This is a genomic window from Nonomuraea sp. B208, assembly GCF_057536035.1.
Genome location: NZ_BAAJOU010000015.1, coordinates 1 through 16,866, shown reverse-complemented (window position 1 = coordinate 16,866; position 16,866 = coordinate 1). Strand labels below are relative to the sequence as shown.

Here is a 16,866-nt window from a genome sequence, read left to right as displayed (position 1 = left end):
ATCGTTCTGGTGTCAATACATCCGAATCATGACTTACTTCCGGGCTCGTAGGAGCAGGTGAAAGGCATGCCGTCGAAAGGGGGAGGGGCGATTTCCGGCTCACCACGTGATCGCTACACTCGGGTCATGCCGACAAGTCAGCGCGCCCGGCCCAAGGACCGCAAGGAGGCGATCGCCCTCGTCGCCGCCGAGCTGTTCTGCGCCCGCGGCTACCACAACGTCGGCATCGAGGACATCGCCCAGGAGGTCGGCATCACCGGCCCGGCCATCTACCGGCACTTCCCGAACAAGCAGGCCGTGCTGGCCGCGGCCGTCGAGGAGCTGGTCGCCCGCTTCGCCGGGTGCGTCGCCGCCGGCGCCGACGCCGCGACGCCCGTCGAGCGCCTGGACGCCGCGCTGCGGGCGCTGGTCCGCTACACCCTCGACCGGCGCGGCGTGGCCCGGCTCTACCAGTGGGAGGCCCGCCATCTCGACCCCGGGTCCCAGGCGGGCCTGGCCGCGTCGTTCGACCGCTCGGTGCGCGCCCTGCGCGAGCTGCTGCTGGGGGCGCGGCCCGAGCTGGGGCGGCGCGACGCCGCGCTGCTCACCTCCGCCGCGCTGAGCGTGATCGCGAGCCCCGCCACCCACCGGGCGAGCCTGCCCAGGGCCAAGGCCGAGCAGACCATCCTCGACTGCGTCGCCACGGTCCTCGCCGCCGACCTCCCGGCACCGGCAGGCCCGTCCGACCGGGAAGGCCGGCTCGCCTCGGACGGGTCGCCCGCCTCGGACGGGCCGCCCGCCCCGGACGGGTCGCCCGCCTCGGACGAGCCGCCCGCCCCGGACGAGCCGACCGCTCCCGAAGGGCGGTTCGCGTTGCTGCCCCGCCGTGAGCGGCTGCTCGCCGAGGCCATCAGGCTCTTCGACGAGCGCGGCTACCACCAGGTCAGCATCGCCGACATCGGCCAGGCCGCCGGCATCAACGCCTCCAGCGTCTACACCCACTTCACGGGCAAGGCCGAGCTGCTGGCCGCCGCCTACTACCGCGCCACCAGCCGCCTGGAGCACCTCACGGCCGCCGCCCTGGCGGGCGCGGGCACGCCCGCCGAGGCTCTGTCAAGGCTGATCGACACCTACGTCGCCTACACCTTCGACCAGGCCGACCTCACCGCCGTCTACCTCACCGAGGGCGAGAACCTTCCCCCGGCCGACCTGCGGCGGCTGCGCGCCGCCCAGCGGCGGCACGTCGACACCTGGACCGGCCTGCTCGCCGAGCTGCGCCCGGGGGAGGAGCCGGCCCGCATCCGCTTCCGCGCCCACGCGGCGCTCAACATCGTGGCCGACCTCGCCCGCGCGGCCGGCCCGTCGGCGTCCGAGGCACGCACCGCCGCGCTGCTCAGGCGGCTGCTCATCTCGGGCTGAGGTGCCGGAACACGCGAACGGCGCCCGCCGCGTACGCGGCGGGCGCCGTTCAAAAGGCCCTGGGTCAGGAGGCGTAGGTCGGGTAGCCGTAGCCGACGACCTGCGAGGTCGGCCGGGTCCGCTGCTCGACCTTGCCGTTGCCGGTGTTGCCCTCGATCGTGGAGATCGTGCCGTCGCCGTTGTCCTTGACGACGAAACCGACGTGGTTGATGGCGCTCAGGCTCTTGCTGCCGCTCCAGGAGAAGAAGACGACGGCGCCGGGCTTGGCCTCGGTGCCCCAGCGGTGGTTGGCCTCGAACCACTTGGCGTGGGTCACGGTGTAGGCGTCCCAGCCGATCTGCGAGCGGGCGCCGGTGTGCTCGCCGACCCAGGACACGAACATCGAGCACCAGGGGGCGTTCTTGTACGAGGCGGTGCTGCCGCCGTCGCGGGCGGCGGTCTCCGCCCCGCGCTGCGAGCCGGCGTACCAGTCCTGGAACTTGGTGCCGCCGCCGGCGGCGTTCTCGGTGGTGCCGACCTGCGCCCTGGCCGTGGCCAGGACCTGCGCGGCGGTCACCTTGACGGCCTGCGTACGCTCGCCGGCCTCGCCGCTGGCCCCGGTCTGGGCGACGTGGGCGGCGCGGGCGGGCGGACGGACGTCGGCGTCGGCGTGGGCGGCGGTGCCGGCGGCGACACCACCGGCGACGGCTCCGGCGGCGAGGGCGGCGCCGAGCGTGGCGCGGAGGGCGGTGCGGGCATGCGTGAGACGGTGCTCGAACATGAAGAAATACGCTCCTGGGCGGTGTGTCGTGCAACGGTCGTCGGCAGCGCCCGATACGGCGGCTGCCAGGGGGGCGATCGCACGGCTCCTCGCAGAGGGCCATAAGAGAATTACGATTGCGATGCCCGGTACGCGGAGTTATGTCATCTCGCGTCCGATGTGTACAACTAACCTCCCACCTGGGTAATTCCCAGGCAACGACATCGACACCAGGCTTTACCTGCGATGACGTTTGTCATGTGCGCGTGGCTGACGCGCCGCACTACCTCCGCGCCACCCCGCCCCCGCACGCTGGAGCCATGCGAAACGCGCTGGAACTGGACGACGTACGCAAGCGCTACGGACCCGTCACCGCCCTGGACGGAGTGGACCTCACGGTCGCGGAGGGGGAGACGGTGGCGCTGCTCGGACCCAACGGGGCTGGCAAGAGCACCCTGCTCGCCGTCGCGCTCGGCCTGCTGCCGCCCACCTCGGGCCGGGCCACGCTGCTCGGCCGCCCGCCTGCCGAGGCCCTGCGCGCGGGCCGCGTCGGCGTGCTGCCGCAGGAGGCGGGGCTGCTCGACGACGTACGGGTGCGCGAGCTGGTCGCCGCCGTCGCCGCCATGTACGACCGCCCGCCGCCCCTCGCCGCCACCCTGGACGCGGCCGGCGTCGCGGACCTCGCCGAGCGGCGCGTGGGCCGGCTGTCCGGCGGGCAGCGGCAGCGGGTCAGGTTCGCCCTCGCCCTGGCCGGCGGCCCCGGCCTGCTGGTGCTCGACGAGCCCACCGCCGGCCTGGACGTGGACGGCCGCCGCGCCCTGTGGCACGAGGTGAGACGCCGGGCCGGCACCACCGTCTTCGCCACCCACTACCTGGCCGAGGCCGACGCCTACGCCGACCGCGTCGTGCTGCTGGCCCGCGGCCGGGTCGTCGCCGACGGCCCCGTGGCCGCGATCAAGGCCCTGGTCGGCGGGGGAGAGGTGCGCTTCGACCGGGCGACCGTCCCCGGGGACGCCGACCTGGCCCGGCTGCGCGCCCTGCCGGGCGTGCGCGGCGTCCACGTCGAGAACGGCACCGTGGCCCTGCGCACCGTCGACTCCGACGCGACGCTGCGGGCGCTGTTCGCCGCCTACGACGACGTCAGGGGCGTGCGCGTCGAGGGCGTGGACCTGGAGAGCGCCTTCGTCAGCCTCACGGCCGGGACGGAGCAGACGGAAGGAGCGGCGCGATGAGCGCGTACGTACGGCTGGAGCTGGCGCGGGCCCTCCGCAACCCGGTCGGGATGACCATGCTGACCGTCTTCCCCCTCCTGCTCTTCCTGCTGTGGGCCAAGGTGCTGACCGTGGCACCGCCCGCCGAGGCGATGGTGTCCATGGCCACGTACGGGGCGATGGGCGGCGCGATGTTCGTCGGCGGCGCCATCGCGATGGAACGCGCCGGCGGCTGGCTGCGGCAGCTCGCCGTCACCCCCCTGCCCGCCCACGGCTACGTGACCGCCAAGCTGCTCGGCGCCGCCGCCGGGGTGCTGCCCAGCGTCCTCGTCGTGCTGGCGGCGGGCGCGCTGCTGGCCGGCGTGCGGCTGCCCGTGGGCACGTGGGCGGCGCTGGTGGTGCTCATCTGGGCGGGCGTGCTGCCGTTCGCCGCGCTGGGCGTGGCCTTCGGCTACACCTTCCGAGGCCAGCTCGCGAGCCTCGCCATGATGATCGTCTACTTCGGGCTGTCCGTGCTCGGCGGGCTGTGGGTGCCGGTGGCGAGCATGCCGGCCGGCATGCGGGCGCTGGCCGAGTACAGCCCCACCTACCAGGTCGGCTCGCTCGGCTGGCGGGCGCTGGAGGGCGAGCCGCCGACGGGCCTCTCGCTCGCCGTGCTCGCCGGGTGGACGCTGGTCTTCGTCGCGCTGGCCCTCTGGCGTTACCGTCGAGCCCTGTGAAAGTGGACGCTGTGAGCGTGGACGACTTCGACTTCAGCCGGGGGCGTACCGCGGCCAGGGCAGGGTCGGCCGCCTGGCTGGCCCTGCTGGCCTGGCCGCTGGGGACCTTCGCCTGGACGTCCGCGGCGTCCCGGCCGGAGCCGTGGCGGGTGCTGTGGGTGGCCGTGGTGGCCGCGGTCTTCGTGGTGTGCTGGCTCCGTACGACGTGGGCGGTGTTCGGGCCGGGCCGGCCGGCGCCGTGGTGGCCCGCGGGGGTGGTCGCCGCGACGCTGGCGGGCATGCCGGTCCTGGGGCCGCCGTGGGCGTACGTGAGCTTCGTCTTCGTGGTCAGCGCGCTGGCCCCCGTGGTGCGCGGCGCGGCGTTCGCGGCGGCGCTCGTGGCGACGGCGGCCGTCACGGTCGGCGTGCTGGCGGCGTACGGGCTGCCGGTCGGGCAGATCTGGTGGGTGCCGCTGGTGATCCTCGCCGAGGCGGGGGCGGTCTCGGCGCTGCTGGCCATGGGCGAGCTGCTGGCCAGGCTCGCTGCCGCCCGCGCCGAGGTGGCGCAGCTCGCCGTGGACAACGAGCGGCTGCGCTTCGCCCGCGACCTGCACGACACCCTCGGCCACACGCTGACCTCGATCACGATCACCAGCCAGCTCGCCGCCCGGCTGGCCCGCGCCGACCCCGACGGGGCCGCGAGCCGGATGGCCGACGTGGAGCGCGCCGCCCGCCGGGCGCTCGACGAGGTGCGCCACGCCGTCGCCGGCTACCGCGCCCCCGCACTGTCCGACGAGCTGCGGCGGGCGAGCGGCGGCCTCGCGCTGGCCGGGATCCACCTGGAGGTCTCGCCCGCCGCCGGCCCCATCCCGGCCGCCGCCGAGACGCTGCTCGCCTGGACCGTACGCGAGGCCGCCACCAACGTCGTACGCCACAGCCGCGCCCGCCGCTGCCGGATCGCCCTCGCCGTGGACGGCGACGCCGCCACCGTCGAGGTACGCGACGACGGCACCGGCCCGCCCCCCGGCGCCGCCCCGGGCAACGGCCTGACCGGGCTGGCCGAACGCCTCGCCGCGGCCGGCGGCCGCCTGGAGACCGGCCCGCCGCCGGACGGCGCCGGCTACCTGCTGCGCGCCCGCGTGCCGGTGGTGCCGTCGTGATCCGCGTCCTCGTCGCCGACGACCAGGAGCTCGTCAGGGGCGGCCTCGCCGCGCTGCTGTCGCTGGAGGACGACATCGAGGTGGTGGCCGAGGTCGGGCGCGGCGACCAGGTGGAGGCCGCGGTGGCCGAGCACCGGCCCGACGTGATCCTGCTCGACATCGAGATGCCCGGCATGTCCGGTCTGGCGGTCGCCGAACGCCTGCGCGGCCGGCGCGTGGTCATCGTCACGACGTTCGGCCGGCCCGGCTATCTCGGCCGGGCGCTGGCGGCCGGAGTGGCCGGGTTCGTGGTCAAGGACGCGCCGGTGGCCGAGCTGACCGCGGCGGTGCGGCGGGTCATGGCCGGGGAGACGGTGATCGACCCGAAGCTGGCGGTCTCCGCCCTGACCGTCGGGCCGAGCCCGCTCACGCAGCGCGAGGCCGAGGTGCTGCGGACCGCGTCAGGCGGCGCGACGGTCGCCGACATCGCCCGCCACCTGTTCCTGACCGAGGGCACCGTGCGCAACTACCTGTCCTCCGCGATCGGCAAGACCGGCGCCCGCAACCGGGCCGAGGCCGTACGGGTCGCCGAGTCCCGCGGCTGGCTCTGACCGGTGCCGCCGGAAAAGGGACTGTTAGGCTCACCCGCATGCGTGGGGTGCAGATCCGCTGCGGCGGCCCGGACGACGTGAAGGACGTGCTCGAATTCTGGCTGCTGGCCGCCGAGGGCACCGACCGGCACGACTCGCCGGACAAGGTGGTCGCGCTCGTCGAGCGCGACCCCGAGGCGCTGCTGCTGGCCGAGCTGCCGGACGGCGGCGACCTGGTGGGCACGCTGATCGCCGGCTGGGACGGCTGGCGCGCCCACCTCTACCGGCTGGCCGTGCACCCCGGCCACCGCCGCCGGGGCATCGCCACGGCGCTGCTCGCCGCGGCCGAGGCGCGCTTCGCGGCGTTCGGCGCGTTCCGGGCCGACGCCATGGTGCTCGACGACAACGTCCTCGCCCATCCGGCCTGGTCCGCAGCCGGCTACGCGCCGCAGCCCGAATGGTCCCGCTGGGTCAAGCCGCTGGCGTGAGGCCGGTCTCTACGGGGCGTCGGGCCAGCCGAGCGGATAGCGGGGTCCCGGCGGGCTCTCGCCGCCGGCCTCGGTGAAGGCGTTCATGGCCGAGATGAGCGCGCGCGACTGCTCGGGGGTCATGCGGGAGACGATGGCCGCGATCTCCTCGCGGCGGCGCGCCGTCACCTCCTCGACGAGCTGACGGCCGGCGGCGGTGAGCCGCATGAGGCTTTCGCGACGGTTGTGCGGGTTGACCTCGCGGGTCACGAGGCCGGCGGCGGAGAGGCGGTCGGCCATCCGCATGGCGGTGGAGCTGTTGACGGCGAGCAGCTCGGCCATGGTGACGAGCTTGGTCTCACCGTGCACCGACAGCACCACCAGCATGCGGAACTGGGGGAGGGTGACCCGGTCCTGGGCCGCGGCCAGGGAGCGGGCCGCGACGGCCACCAGCAGCCGCGAGCCGGTGAGCACGGCGGAGATGACGGCGTCGAGGTCGTCGGCGCCGGCCTGGCCGCCCGCGAAGGGCTGTTTCATGGGCTCAGTTGTACACGCTCATGGGTTCAGGAGGGCGGGGTGGGGAAGCTCTCCGGGGTGGTCAGGCCGGTGCTCTCCAGGAGGCGCTGGTGGTTGAGCACGGCCGCGTTGGCCTGCTCCGAGAAGCGGCGGACCAGGGTGTTCTGAGTGGTGCCGCGCACGGTGCCGATCACCCCGAAGATCTGGCCGTGCGCCAGGCGCAGCCACTTCACGTACGTGGCGTCGTAGGCCGGGCCGGACCGGCCCGAGATGTCGGTCATCCACGCCTGCTGCTGCTCGGTCGGCTTGACCGGCAGGGTGATCCGCAGCTTGGCCGCCACGTCGCGGACCTGGCGGTCGAGGGTGTGGTGCTGGGCGGCGATCTCCTGGCTGATCTGCCGGACGCGGGCGGCGTCGGCGCGCTGGATCGCGTCCTGGGCCATGGGCATCTCCCACAGGCTGGCCAGGCGTACCTTGCGGACGAGGTCGCGGTCGAGCTCCGACAGCGGACCCCACTCGGTCTGGACGGTGCCGGTGTCGCCTTCCGACGGGGCGGGGGTGGAGGTCGGCTGGGCGGCGACAGCGGCGTCGAGGGCGGCGGTGTCGGGGAGGGGGGTGGGGGTGTAACCGGCGCAGGCGGTGAGCAGGCAGAGGGCGGCGAGGCCCCCGGCGGCGGTCGAGCTGGGGTGAGCCATGACAGTCGTCCCGTTCCGGATCCGGGTGGCGCGGCGCCGGGTCGGAAGGCGCCGCTCGTCATGAGATACGCGCGACGGGCACCGGTCTGTTCATGGCAGTGTGCAACGGTTGCGCAGTGCAAGAGGGCCCCCGGGGCTCGACCGGTGACCGGGACCCCGATAACGTCCGCACCATGATGCGCGCGTGGACGATGGCCGGGCTCATGACGCTGTTCGGTCTGGCGTCGGCGATCACCAGGTTCGCCTCGGGGCAGACCGTCAGCGCGGCCGTGATCCTCGTGCTGTTCGGCGCGGCCGCCTGGTGGCTGTCGCCGCTGGCGTTCCCCCGGCCGGTCGGCGCGGCCCGCGCCCGCGAGCTGAGCGCCGCCGACGGCCGGGCGATCATCTACTGGCGGGCGGGCTGCCGCTACTGCCTGCGGCTGCGCTTCCGGCTGGGGCGCGACGCCCGCCGGGCGTACTGGGTGGACATCTGGCGCGATCCGGAGGGCGCGGCGGCGGTGCGCGCCGTCAACGACGGCTCGGAGACGGTCCCGACGGTGGTGCTGCGGGGCGAGGCGTACGTCAACCCCGACCCGGCCTGGGTGCGCGAGCGCCTGCGGTGACCTCCGTCAGGCGGGCGTCGTTGGCGACGATCGGGTTGCGTACGCTGCCGAGCCGCTCGACCTCGACCTCCACCTCGTCGCCGGGCCGCAGCAGCCACGGCGGCGTACGGGCGTAGCCGACCCCGGCGGGGGTGCCGGTGGCGAGCAGGTCGCCGGGCCGCAGCGTGAACGTGCGGGAGATGAGGGCGAGCGTGTCGCCGACGGTGTAGACCATCTCGTCGGTGGAGCCGTCCTGGACGACCTCGCCGTTGACCCGGGTCCGCACCCGCAGCCCGTCACGCAGGTCGCCGACCTCGGGGGCGGGCACCAGCGGGCCGAGCGGGCCGGAGTTGTCGCCGTTCTTGCCGAGGATCCATTGGCTGGTCAGCTTCTGCGCGCGGCGCGAGGTGATGTCGTTGAAGGCCGAGTAGCCCGCCACGGCGGCCAGCGCCTCGTCCGGGTCGGCGTCGGCCAGCGGCGCCCCCACGTACGCCACGACCTCGCCCTCCCAGTCCACCCCGTCCTCGCCCGACGGCACCGGCACCGGGACGCCGCCGACGGTCAGCGACCGCGTCCAGCGGGCGAACAGCGTCGGGTGCGGCGGGACGCCCTCGCCCGCGTACGAGCCCTCGGCCACGTGCCTCAGGTAGTTGAGCCCGACGCAGATCACCCGCGCCTCCGGCAGCACCGGCGGCACGAGGGTGACCGCCGAGGCTGGGACGGTCTCGCCGGCCGGCTCCCGCGACAGCCAGGCGGACGCGGCGGCCCAGAACTCCTCCAGCCCGGCCAGCACGGTGACCGCCGCGCCGTCGGGCGACAGCGCCGCCACTTCGATTGGGCCGCCGTCCCTGCGGATGCCCACGATCCTCATCGGCTCTCTCCTCGCGCCCGCCGCGCAAACCTTCTAAAGGTTCGCACGTTTGTGCTTGGATGGCGACTATGCCGCACACCTCCTCCGGCGGACAACCCCTGGCCGGCGTCGGGCAGGGCGCGCGCACCCGCGCCGAGCGGCTGGCCGCCGCGCTCGACGAGCGCATCCGCGGGCTCGCCCCCGGCGAGCCGGTCGGGACGCTGGAGTCGCTGCGCGCCGAGACCGGCCTCGCCTACGCGACGGTCAGCGAGGCCGTCCGGCTGCTGCGCGACCGGGGCGTGCTGGAGATCCGGCCGGGGCGCGGGGGCGGGCTGTTCGCCGCCGACCGCGGGCCGGTGGTGCGGCTGCGGCACACGCTGCTGAGCGTCGCCGACGAGCCCGGCACGGTCGCCGACGCCATCGAGCTGCGCGAGCACCTCGAAGAGCTCATCGACCTCGGCGCGGCCCGGCACCGCACCGGCCGGGACGTCGCCGACCTGCGCCGCCTGCTGCGCGCGCTGCGCACCGCGCCCGGCTGGGACGGCTTCATGCGCGCCAACTGGGCGCTGCACGAACGGATCGCCGCCATCAGCCCGAACACGATGGCCCGCGCCGTCTACATCGGCACCCTCGGCCACCTGGGCACCACCTCCGCCCGCCTCGCCGCCGACGGGCCCGCGGCCGACCGGCCCGCCGACGACCAGCCTGCCACCGCCGGACCTGCCACCGCCGGACCTGCCACCGCCGGACCTGCGGCCGACCGGCCCGGCGACGACCGGCGGGCGGCGTACCGGGCCGCCCGTTACCAGGTCCACGCCGACCTGGTCGAGGCCATCGCCGACGGTGACGAGGCCGCGGTCCGGGCCGCCGTCGCCGCACACCGCACCCCCGCCGCCCCCTGACCCGTAGCCCCCTGAACGCCGGAGGAGCCCGTCATGCCCGGTGAGTACCGACGGCACCTGTTCCCGCACGACCACCCCCGCCTGGCCGAGATCCGCGGCCTCGACCCGTACGCCTACGGCGAGCTCGCCAGGAAACCGGGCACCTTCACCGGCGGCCTGGTCGCGAACTGGACCCCCCTCTACAAGAACGACTTCCGCGGCGTCACCGAGAACGGCGTACTCCGCGAGGGCCTTCACCCGCTGACACCGGCCGAGCCGGGCGAGGAGGCGCCCGTCGAGGCCATGACCGCCGCCGCCCGCGACCTGCTCGCCGCCCTGGACGACGAGAGCCGCGCGCGCCTCACCCACCCGGTGGACGCCGTGGAGTGGCAGACCTGGGCCAACCCGGAGTTCCTGCAGTTCGACACCGGCCTGCGCCTGGAGCTCCAGCCGGAGCCGGTCCGCGAGAAGGCTCTGGCGCTGGTGCGGGCCTCGCTCTCGCCCGAAGGTTACGAGCTGACGCGCGCCATGATGCTCATCAACGGCTTCCTCGGCGAGGTCGTCGGCCTGGAGACGATACTCAACGAGTTCAGCTACAACCTCGCGCTCTACGGCACCCCCGACCTCCGCGCCCCGTGGGGCTGGCAGCTCTACGGCCACCACTGCGCGCTCAACTGCCTGGTCGTCGAGGGCCGCATGGCGCTGTCGCCGGTGTTCCTCGGCGCCGAGCCCGACGAGATCGACGCGGGCCCGCACGCCGGGCTGCGCGACGTGTTCGCCGACCGGGTGGAGCTGGGGCTGCGGCTGATGGCCGCGCTGCCCGCCGAGCAGCGCCGGCAGGCCGTCGTCTACGAGCGGATGGTCGATCCGGCCATGCCGGAGGGCCGGGTGGACCCGGGCGACGAACGCCACCTGGCCGGGGCGTTCCAGGACAACCGGGTGATCCCGGTCGAGGGCGTCCGGGTCGCCGACCTGCCCGCCGAGGCACGGGAGCACGCGCTGGCCATCGCGGCCACGTTCGCCGGGCTGCTGCCCGAGGGGCCGCGCGCCGCCTGGCTCAGGGAGGTCGCCGCCCACCTGGAGGAGACCTGGTTCTGCTGGATCGGCGGGCACCGGCCCGGCGACGTCTTCTACTACCGGCTCCAGTCGCCGGTGATCGTCGCCGAGCTCGACCACCACTGCGGTGTCTTCCTCGACTACGACACCCCCAAGCCGTTCCACGTCCACACCGTGCTGCGCACCCCGCACGGCAACGACTACGGCCGCGCCTGGGTACGGCAGTGGCAGGCCCGGCGGCAGACAGGCGCACCGTGATCGGTGAGCCGGCCGTTAGGGTTCATGGATGCTGCTGACGATCCTTGGCGGATGCGGTGCGTGGCCGGCGGCGGGCCAGGCCTGCAGCGGTTACCTCGTGGAGCACGAGGGGTTCAGGCTGCTCGTCGACCCCGGATACGCGACGGTGCCGCGGCTGCTGGAACGGATCACCGCCGACCAGGTCGACGCGGTGTTCGTCAGTCACGGACATCCCGATCACTGTGCCGACCTGAACCCGCTGCTGCGCGCGCGTACGTTGCGTGACGACCCACCGGCGCCGCTGCCGGTGTACTCGCTGCCCGGCGCCCTGGACGCGGTGCTCGCGCTGGACCGCCCGGGAATGCTGAGCGGCGCCTACGTCCTGCACGAGTTCGTCGCCGGCGACCGGCTCGCCATCGGCCCGTTCCGCGCGCAGACCCGGCCGCTGCCGCACTCGGTGCCCAACGCGGGCATACGGCTGACAGCGGGCGAGCGCGTGCTGGCGTACACCGGGGACACCGGCCCGAGCCCTGACGTCGCCGGCCTGGCGCGCGGCGCTGACCTGCTCCTGGCCGAGGCCACCTTCGCGGACCGGGTCCCGCGGGGTGCGCGGCGCCACCTGTCGAGCGCCCGCCAGGCAGGCCGGCAGGCCAGGGAAGCCGGCGCCCGGCACCTGTTGCTGACTCACCTGCAGCCAGACACGGACGCCGCGGCCGCCCGAGCCGCTGCTGCAGCCGAGTACGACGGCGAGATCGGCATCGCCACCCCCGGTCTCACCATCGAACTTCCCTAGTAGCCGGACGGGCGGACCAGGCCCGTCTCGTACGCGAACACCGCCGCCTGCGTCCGGTCCCGCAGCCCGAGCTTGACCAGGATCCGGCTCACGTGCGTCTTGACCGTCTGCTCGGCGACCACCAGACCGGCCGCGATCTCCGCGTTCGACAGGCCCTGCGCGACCAGCGACAGCACCTCCGTCTCCCGCTCGGTCAGATCGCCGAGGCGCTCCTTCAGCGGCGGGCGCGGCCCCGCGCTCAGCCGCGCGAACTCCGCGATGAGCCGCCTCGTGACGGCCGGCGCGAGCAGTGCGTCCCCGGCGGCGACCACCCGCACGGCCTGCGCCAGCTCGGCCGCCGAGGCGTCCTTGAGCAGGAAGCCGGACGCGCCCGCGCGCAGCGCCTCGTACACGTAGTCGTCCAGGTCGAACGTGGTCAGCATCAGGACCTTCACCGTCGTGCCGGCCTGGGCGGCGATGCGGCGGGTGGCCTCGATGCCGCCGAGCTCGGGCATCCGCACGTCCATGAGCACGACGTCGGGGTTCAGCTCGGCGGCCATGGCGACGGCTTCGAGGCCGTTCGCGGCCTGGCCGGCGACCTCGATGTCCGGCTCGGCATCGAGCAGCACGGTGAAGCCCTGGCGCACCATCGCCTGGTCGTCGGCTATGAGCACGCGGATGCTCGTCATGGGGCGCTCTCGTCACCTTTCCTCGGCGGGCCCGGCGGAAGGACCGGCGGGCAGGAACGCGCTGACCTCGTAGCCGCCGTCGGGCGTCGGCCCGGCGACCAGGTCGCCGCCGAGCATGGCGGCGCGCTCGCGCATGCCCGGCAGCCCGTGCCCGCCGCCCGGGGCCGTCACGGGCCTCGCCGGGGCGGCGTTGACGACCCGGATCGTGAGGGCGTCCGGCTGGTACCGCAGCCGGAGCGTCACGGCCGCGCCCGGCGCGTGCCGCATCGCGTTGCTGAGCGCCTCCTGCACGATGCGGAACGCTGACAGCTCCACGCCGGGCGCGAGCGGACGCGGCTCGCCCGCGATCTCCTCGGTGAGCGCCACGCCCGCGCCGCGCACGTTCGCCAGCAGCTCGCCGAGCCGGTCGAGCGTCGGCTGCGGCGCCTGCTGGGGGGCGTCCGCGCCGTCCTCCGTACGCAGCACGCCGAGGATCCTGCGCAGCTCGGTCAGCGCCTCGACGGCGTTCTCGCGGATGCCGGCGAGGTTGTCGCGCAGCTCGTCGGGCGGGTCGTGGACGAGGTGCGGCGCCACCTGCGCCTGGATGGAGATCACCGACATGTGGTGCGCCACCACGTCGTGCAGCTCGCGGGCGATCCTGCTGCGCTCCTGGAGCAGCGTGCGGTGGGCGCGCTCCTCCGCCGTCAGCTCCTCCTGGGCCTCCAGCCGGTTCCTGGTCGTCCTCAGCATCCGGATCATCGTGCCCGAGGCGACGGCGAGCGCGTACACGGGGAGGGCGATCACCGGGGTGCCGCCCGTCTGCTGGGGCAGGAACACCACGCACGCCGCCGCGCCGAGCACGCTGATCGCCAGCGCCTCCGCGGCGGCGCGCGGCCGTACCCGCAGGGCCAGCAGGAACAGCACCCCGGCGTGCAGGAAGATCCCCGACCCCGTCCAGGGGAACGCCACCGGGTCGGTGTGCGGGAACTCCGGCACGAGCGGCGCGCCGGGTGTCTCCCGCTCGATCATCCAGGGGAAGGTGAGGGTCTGCGGCAAATACGTCATCCCGGCACGGGCCCCGGCGAGCACGACGGCGAGCGACGCCCAGAACGCCGGCAGCGGGCGGAACATCGCGGCCACCAGCGTCGCCGCCTGCGCCGTGGCGAGCAGCGGGACCGTGGGGTCGATGCCCTCGCCGTCCGGGAACAGGCCGAGGACCAGCGCGTACAGGACGACCAGGACGTGCGGCAGCCGGGCCAGCGGGCGCGGCCCGCGCATCCGGGGGAGCGGGTCGGCGGCGGTGGACCACAGGTCGGCGCGCAGGGCGGCGAGGAGCCCGCGCCGCGCGGCTGGCTGCTTCCGCCTCACGTCGCCTCCACCCTGGCCGTCCCCGCGTCCGGCCGCTCCAGCGTAGCGGGCCCCTGACGGCACGGCCGGTGACGGTCATCCATCGCCGTCACCCGCCCCCGCCACGATCCGCGCGACGCTCGCCAGCGCCGGGGAACCGGCCGCCAGGTAGTCGCCGTGCCCGCCGCCGCCCGCGTCGAGCACCCGGGCGCCGAACCCGGGCGACACCGGGTCGGCGTCCAGCCCCACCGTGGCGAACGGCAGCTCGACGGACACGTGCGGCAGCAGGGCCACCCAGTCGCCGGCTGCCCGGCCGGCCCACACCTCGGCGTACGGGCCGAGCGCGGCGGCGGTGGCGACGCCCGCGCCGGGGGCGCCGAGCAGCACGACGCCCGTCACGTCCAGCCCGCCGGCGGCCCGGCCGCACACGACGGAGCCGTAGGAGTGGCACACGAGCCAGATCCGCGCCGCCGGTCTGGCCGCGCGCAGCTCCCGTACGAAGGCGCGCAGGGCGGGGACCGCCGCGTCGGCGCGGGCCGGGGTCAGCGCCGCGAGGCTCACGCTGCTCGGGGTCGCGTACCCGAGCCAGGCGACCACGGCCGAACCGTCGCCGAGCGCGTCCCGCAGCCGCATCGCGCCGCCGCGCAGCGGGCCGTACCGGTCGAGGTCGACGCCCGCGCCCGGGACCAGCACCGCGATCCCGCGGGCGGTGGGCAGGTCGCCGAAGACCTCCGCCGCCCGGCCGCCGTCCCGCCCGTCGAAGGCCAGGAATCGGCGGGCGGGGGCGGCCAGCTCGCGGAGGGCGGCGGCCCGCCGGTGGTGCCCGTGGCGGTCCGCGGTCCGTACGGCGGCCAGGATCTCCGCGCGGGCGGCCGCGTACCGCGCGGCGAGCCCGTCGCCGAGCGAGACGGCCAGCGGCGGGACTGGCGCGGGCACGGGCGCCGGCACCGCCCCCGGCCGCGCCGCCCCGATCACCGGCCACGCGACCGCCGCCATGATCAGCGCCGTCAGCCCGGCCCGGAGCACCCCCGGGCGCGGTGGTCGGGGTTTCGGAGGGGAGGGCATGGCGGGCTCCTCGGTGGTCGGTGATCGTCCACCGCCGACCGTACGGATCACCGGGGCCCGCCCGACTCCCGCTGGGGAGCGAACCTCGCGCGTAGCTCCCGCGTACTACGAGTCCACGAGCCGGACGCCGGGCCGGTCGAGCCCCGCGGCCAGCTCGGCCATCACCTCGTCCAGGCTCTCCCGCAGGCCCGCCGGGGACTCGGCGGCGCTGTCCAGCCACTCGTCGAGGACGAGGCGCATCGCCGTCAGCGTCGTGGCCGCGCACAGCGCCGGGTAGCGGGCGCCTGCCGCGGCCGGCGCCCGCTCGGCGATGGCCGCCGCGAGTGCCTTCTCCTGCGCGGCGAACACCGCCAGCCGCTGCGGCTCCAGCGACGGGGCCCGTACGATCAGCCGCAACGCCTGGACCTGCTCCCCTCCGGCGAGGTCGCCGGCCCGTAGCACGCGCAGCGCCGCCTCCCGCAGGGCCGTCAGCACCGACTCGGCGGGCGGCCGGGCGCGGAACTCGGCGATCAGCGCCTCCGCCCCGGCGGCCAGCGTGGCGACCAGCGCCTCCTCCCTGCTGGAGAAGTAGTTGAAGAAGGTCCGCACCGCGACGTCGGCCTCGGCGGCGATCTGCTCGACGGTGACGCGCTCCACGCCGTGGCGCGCGGCCAGCCGCAGCGCCGCCTCCCTGAGTGCCGCGCGGGTGGCCAGCTTCCTGCGCTCGCGCCGTCCGGTCGCCGCCGGCGGGCCGGCTTCGCTCATGTCAGGGGCCCCAGGTCACCGGCAGGGAGTGCACCCCGAAGATCAGCATCTCGTTGCGCAGCGGCACCTGGCCGGCGGGCACGGCGAGGCGCAGGCCCGGCAGCCGGGTGAGCAGCTCGCCCAGGCCGACCTTGAGCTCCACGCGGGCGAGCTGCTGGCCGAGGCACTGGTGCACGCCGTGCCCGAAGGCCAGGTGCGAGACCCGGCGGCGGCGTACGTCGAGCCGGTCGGGGTCGTCCCAGTGGCGTGGGTCGCGGTTGGCCTCGGGCGTGGCGATGATCACCGTGGCGCCCGCGGGGATGTCCACGCCGGCGATCGTGAGGTCCTCGGTCGCCACCCGGCTGACGCCCATCTGGATGATCGACAGGAACCGCAGCAGCTCCTCGACCGCGTTGTCCAGCAGGTCGGGGTCGTCGCGCAGCGCGGCGAGCTGCCCGGGGTTCTCCAGCAGCGCGAACGTGCCGAGGGCCAGCATGTTGGCGGTCGTCTCGTGGCCGGCGCCGAGCAGCACCAGGGCCATGTCGACGAGCTGGGCGTCGGTCAGCGGCGGGTCGGCGTCGTGGATGAGCCCGGACAGCATGTCGTCGCCCGGCTCGCTCTTCTTGGCGTCGACCAGTTTCTGGATGAACCCGTACAGCTCCAGCCCGGCGCGGGCCCGCTCGTCGTCGGGGGTGTCGGAGTTGAGGGCGATGGCGGTGTTGGTCTGGAACTGGTCGCGGTCGGCGTAGTCGACGCCGAGCATCTCGCAGATCACGAGGGAGGGGATCGGCAGCGCGTACGCGGGCACGAGATCGGCCTCGGTGCCCGCGGCCCGCATGGCCTCCAGGTGCTCGACGGCGATCTCGCGGATGCGCGACTCCAGCGCCCGCATCCGCCGCACGGTGAACTGGCCGGTCAGCAGCCGCCGCAGCCGGGTGTGCTCCGGCGGGTCCATGAAGACGAACATCCCGTCGGTGCGGCTCGCGACCTGGGGCGCGGCGGGCCCGGGGCGCGTGGCGTCGGGGTGGCGGACCCGGTCGGAGCTGAAGCGGGTGTCGCCGAGCACGGCCCGTGCCTCCTCCAGACCGGTGACCAGCCAGACCGGCGCGCCGTTGGCCAGCGTCAGCGGCTGGACCGCGCTCTTCCCGCGCAGCTCCCGCAGCCCGGCCGGCGGGTCGAACGGGCAGGCGCCCCGCTCCACCATGTCCGCGGGCAGCAGGCGCCGCATCGCGG

At 75.2% G+C, this 16,866-nt stretch carries 19 protein-coding genes; 10 read left to right on the top strand and 9 right to left on the bottom strand.

Annotated features, from left to right (window positions below; all coding sequences use genetic code 11):
• Nucleotides 1-126: 126 nt before the first annotated feature.
• Complete coding sequence (locus AC27IY_RS12565; protein WP_487178062.1) at nucleotides 127-1,398, top strand: TetR/AcrR family transcriptional regulator; 1,272 nt, start codon at nucleotides 127-129, stop codon at nucleotides 1,396-1,398.
• Nucleotides 1,399-1,462: 64 nt separating this feature from the next.
• Here AC27IY_RS12565 and AC27IY_RS12560 read toward each other — a convergent pair whose 3' ends face one another.
• Entirely contained in the window at nucleotides 1,463-2,158 is a 696-nt protein-coding gene (locus AC27IY_RS12560) for a CHAP domain-containing protein (protein ID WP_423447861.1), read from the bottom strand.
• Nucleotides 2,159-2,457: 299 nt separating this feature from the next.
• On the opposite strand from AC27IY_RS12560, the gene AC27IY_RS12555 reads away from it, so the two are divergent.
• From AC27IY_RS12555 to AC27IY_RS12535, 5 genes are read left to right on the top strand one after another with little or no spacing between them, the layout of a single operon-like run.
• Complete coding sequence (locus AC27IY_RS12555; protein ID WP_487178061.1) at nucleotides 2,458-3,369, top strand: ABC transporter ATP-binding protein; 912 nt, start codon at nucleotides 2,458-2,460, stop codon at nucleotides 3,367-3,369.
• Nucleotides 3,366-4,067, top strand: coding sequence for an ABC transporter permease (locus tag AC27IY_RS12550; RefSeq protein ID WP_487178060.1), 702 nt, complete (start codon nucleotides 3,366-3,368; stop codon nucleotides 4,065-4,067). Before AC27IY_RS12555 ends, AC27IY_RS12550 begins: the two co-directional genes overlap by 4 nt.
• Nucleotides 4,064-5,206, top strand: a complete 1,143-nt coding sequence (locus tag AC27IY_RS12545) for a sensor histidine kinase (RefSeq protein WP_487178059.1) — start codon at nucleotides 4,064-4,066, stop codon at nucleotides 5,204-5,206. The genes AC27IY_RS12550 and AC27IY_RS12545 overlap by 4 nt, the downstream gene beginning before the upstream one ends.
• A complete protein-coding gene (locus tag AC27IY_RS12540; protein ID WP_371252740.1) occupies nucleotides 5,203-5,796 on the top strand; it encodes a response regulator in 594 nt (197 codons plus the stop codon). The genes AC27IY_RS12545 and AC27IY_RS12540 overlap by 4 nt, the downstream gene beginning before the upstream one ends.
• A gap of 38 nt (nucleotides 5,797-5,834) precedes the next feature.
• On the top strand, nucleotides 5,835-6,263 hold the full coding sequence (locus AC27IY_RS12535) for a GNAT family N-acetyltransferase (RefSeq protein ID WP_487178058.1): 429 nt from the start codon (nucleotides 5,835-5,837) through the stop codon (nucleotides 6,261-6,263).
• A 9-nt stretch (nucleotides 6,264-6,272) separates the two neighbouring features.
• Here the strand turns inward: AC27IY_RS12535 and AC27IY_RS12530 are convergent, their stop codons facing one another.
• Both AC27IY_RS12530 and AC27IY_RS12525 read right to left on the bottom strand, forming a co-directional pair.
• Nucleotides 6,273-6,779 (bottom strand): MarR family winged helix-turn-helix transcriptional regulator, encoded by a 507-nt coding sequence (locus AC27IY_RS12530; RefSeq protein ID WP_344205654.1) that lies wholly within the window; start codon nucleotides 6,777-6,779, stop codon nucleotides 6,273-6,275.
• 26 nt (nucleotides 6,780-6,805) lie between these two features.
• Complete coding sequence (locus AC27IY_RS12525; protein WP_487178057.1) at nucleotides 6,806-7,453, bottom strand: DUF4142 domain-containing protein; 648 nt, start codon at nucleotides 7,451-7,453, stop codon at nucleotides 6,806-6,808.
• A 173-nt stretch (nucleotides 7,454-7,626) separates the two neighbouring features.
• On the opposite strand from AC27IY_RS12525, the gene AC27IY_RS12520 reads away from it, so the two are divergent.
• Nucleotides 7,627-8,055: a glutaredoxin domain-containing protein gene (locus AC27IY_RS12520; RefSeq protein WP_487178056.1), complete on the top strand. Its 429-nt coding sequence runs from the start codon at nucleotides 7,627-7,629 to the stop codon at nucleotides 8,053-8,055.
• Here AC27IY_RS12520 and AC27IY_RS12515 read toward each other — a convergent pair.
• Nucleotides 8,015-8,905, bottom strand: a complete 891-nt coding sequence (locus AC27IY_RS12515; RefSeq protein ID WP_487178055.1) for a fumarylacetoacetate hydrolase family protein — start codon at nucleotides 8,903-8,905, stop codon at nucleotides 8,015-8,017. The two genes, AC27IY_RS12520 and AC27IY_RS12515, sit on opposite strands and share 41 nt — an antisense overlap.
• Nucleotides 8,906-8,964: 59 nt before the next feature.
• Here AC27IY_RS12515 and AC27IY_RS12510 point away from each other — a divergent pair, with 59 nt between their 5' ends.
• From AC27IY_RS12510 to AC27IY_RS12500, 3 genes are read left to right on the top strand one after another with little or no spacing between them, the layout of a single operon-like run.
• Entirely contained in the window at nucleotides 8,965-9,786 is an 822-nt protein-coding gene (locus tag AC27IY_RS12510) for a FadR/GntR family transcriptional regulator (protein WP_487178054.1), read from the top strand.
• Nucleotides 9,787-9,819: 33 nt separating this feature from the next.
• Nucleotides 9,820-11,079: a DUF3500 domain-containing protein gene (locus AC27IY_RS12505; protein WP_487178053.1), complete on the top strand. Its 1,260-nt coding sequence runs from the start codon at nucleotides 9,820-9,822 to the stop codon at nucleotides 11,077-11,079.
• 28 nt (nucleotides 11,080-11,107) lie between these two features.
• Nucleotides 11,108-11,851: an MBL fold metallo-hydrolase gene (locus AC27IY_RS12500; protein ID WP_487178051.1), complete on the top strand. Its 744-nt coding sequence runs from the start codon at nucleotides 11,108-11,110 to the stop codon at nucleotides 11,849-11,851.
• On the opposite strand, the gene AC27IY_RS12495 is transcribed toward AC27IY_RS12500, so the two are convergent.
• From AC27IY_RS12495 to AC27IY_RS12475, 5 genes are all read right to left on the bottom strand, one after another.
• Nucleotides 11,848-12,519 carry a response regulator gene (locus AC27IY_RS12495; protein WP_487178050.1) on the bottom strand — a complete coding sequence of 224 codons (672 nt, stop codon included), beginning with the start codon at nucleotides 12,517-12,519 and terminating at the stop codon, nucleotides 11,848-11,850. The two genes, AC27IY_RS12500 and AC27IY_RS12495, sit on opposite strands and share 4 nt — an antisense overlap.
• Before the next feature lie 12 nt (nucleotides 12,520-12,531).
• Nucleotides 12,532-13,866, bottom strand: coding sequence for a sensor histidine kinase (locus AC27IY_RS12490; protein ID WP_487178049.1), 1,335 nt, complete (start codon nucleotides 13,864-13,866; stop codon nucleotides 12,532-12,534).
• Nucleotides 13,867-13,941: 75 nt separating this feature from the next.
• Nucleotides 13,942-14,910 (bottom strand): alpha/beta hydrolase, encoded by a 969-nt coding sequence (locus AC27IY_RS12485; RefSeq protein ID WP_487178048.1) that lies wholly within the window; start codon nucleotides 14,908-14,910, stop codon nucleotides 13,942-13,944.
• Between the two features lie 105 nt (nucleotides 14,911-15,015).
• Nucleotides 15,016-15,654, bottom strand: coding sequence for a TetR/AcrR family transcriptional regulator (locus AC27IY_RS12480; RefSeq protein ID WP_487178047.1), 639 nt, complete (start codon nucleotides 15,652-15,654; stop codon nucleotides 15,016-15,018).
• A 1-nt stretch (nucleotide 15,655) separates the two neighbouring features.
• Nucleotides 15,656-16,837 (bottom strand): cytochrome P450, encoded by a 1,182-nt coding sequence (locus AC27IY_RS12475; RefSeq protein WP_487178078.1) that lies wholly within the window; start codon nucleotides 16,835-16,837, stop codon nucleotides 15,656-15,658.
• Nucleotides 16,838-16,866 lie beyond the last annotated feature (29 nt).

Coding starts and splice junctions, on each gene's coding strand:
- AC27IY_RS12515 (WP_487178055.1), bottom strand. CDS start 8,905: ATGAGGATCGTGGGCATCCGCAGGGACGGCGGCCCAATCGAAGTGGCG.
- AC27IY_RS12555 (WP_487178061.1), top strand. CDS start 2,458: ATGCGAAACGCGCTGGAACTGGACGACGTACGCAAGCGCTACGGACCC.
- AC27IY_RS12520 (WP_487178056.1), top strand. CDS start 7,627: ATGATGCGCGCGTGGACGATGGCCGGGCTCATGACGCTGTTCGGTCTG.
- AC27IY_RS12560 (WP_423447861.1), bottom strand. CDS start 2,158: ATGTTCGAGCACCGTCTCACGCATGCCCGCACCGCCCTCCGCGCCACG.
- AC27IY_RS12510 (WP_487178054.1), top strand. CDS start 8,965: ATGGCGACTATGCCGCACACCTCCTCCGGCGGACAACCCCTGGCCGGC.
- AC27IY_RS12480 (WP_487178047.1), bottom strand. CDS start 15,654: ATGAGCGAAGCCGGCCCGCCGGCGGCGACCGGACGGCGCGAGCGCAGG.
- AC27IY_RS12485 (WP_487178048.1), bottom strand. CDS start 14,910: ATGCCCTCCCCTCCGAAACCCCGACCACCGCGCCCGGGGGTGCTCCGG.
- AC27IY_RS12495 (WP_487178050.1), bottom strand. CDS start 12,519: ATGACGAGCATCCGCGTGCTCATAGCCGACGACCAGGCGATGGTGCGC.
- AC27IY_RS12505 (WP_487178053.1), top strand. CDS start 9,820: ATGCCCGGTGAGTACCGACGGCACCTGTTCCCGCACGACCACCCCCGC.
- AC27IY_RS12535 (WP_487178058.1), top strand. CDS start 5,835: ATGCGTGGGGTGCAGATCCGCTGCGGCGGCCCGGACGACGTGAAGGAC.
- AC27IY_RS12475 (WP_487178078.1), bottom strand. CDS start 16,837: ATGGTGGAGCGGGGCGCCTGCCCGTTCGACCCGCCGGCCGGGCTGCGG.
- AC27IY_RS12525 (WP_487178057.1), bottom strand. CDS start 7,453: ATGGCTCACCCCAGCTCGACCGCCGCCGGGGGCCTCGCCGCCCTCTGC.
- AC27IY_RS12565 (WP_487178062.1), top strand. CDS start 127: ATGCCGACAAGTCAGCGCGCCCGGCCCAAGGACCGCAAGGAGGCGATC.
- AC27IY_RS12530 (WP_344205654.1), bottom strand. CDS start 6,779: ATGAAACAGCCCTTCGCGGGCGGCCAGGCCGGCGCCGACGACCTCGAC.
- AC27IY_RS12550 (WP_487178060.1), top strand. CDS start 3,366: ATGAGCGCGTACGTACGGCTGGAGCTGGCGCGGGCCCTCCGCAACCCG.
- AC27IY_RS12500 (WP_487178051.1), top strand. CDS start 11,108: ATGCTGCTGACGATCCTTGGCGGATGCGGTGCGTGGCCGGCGGCGGGC.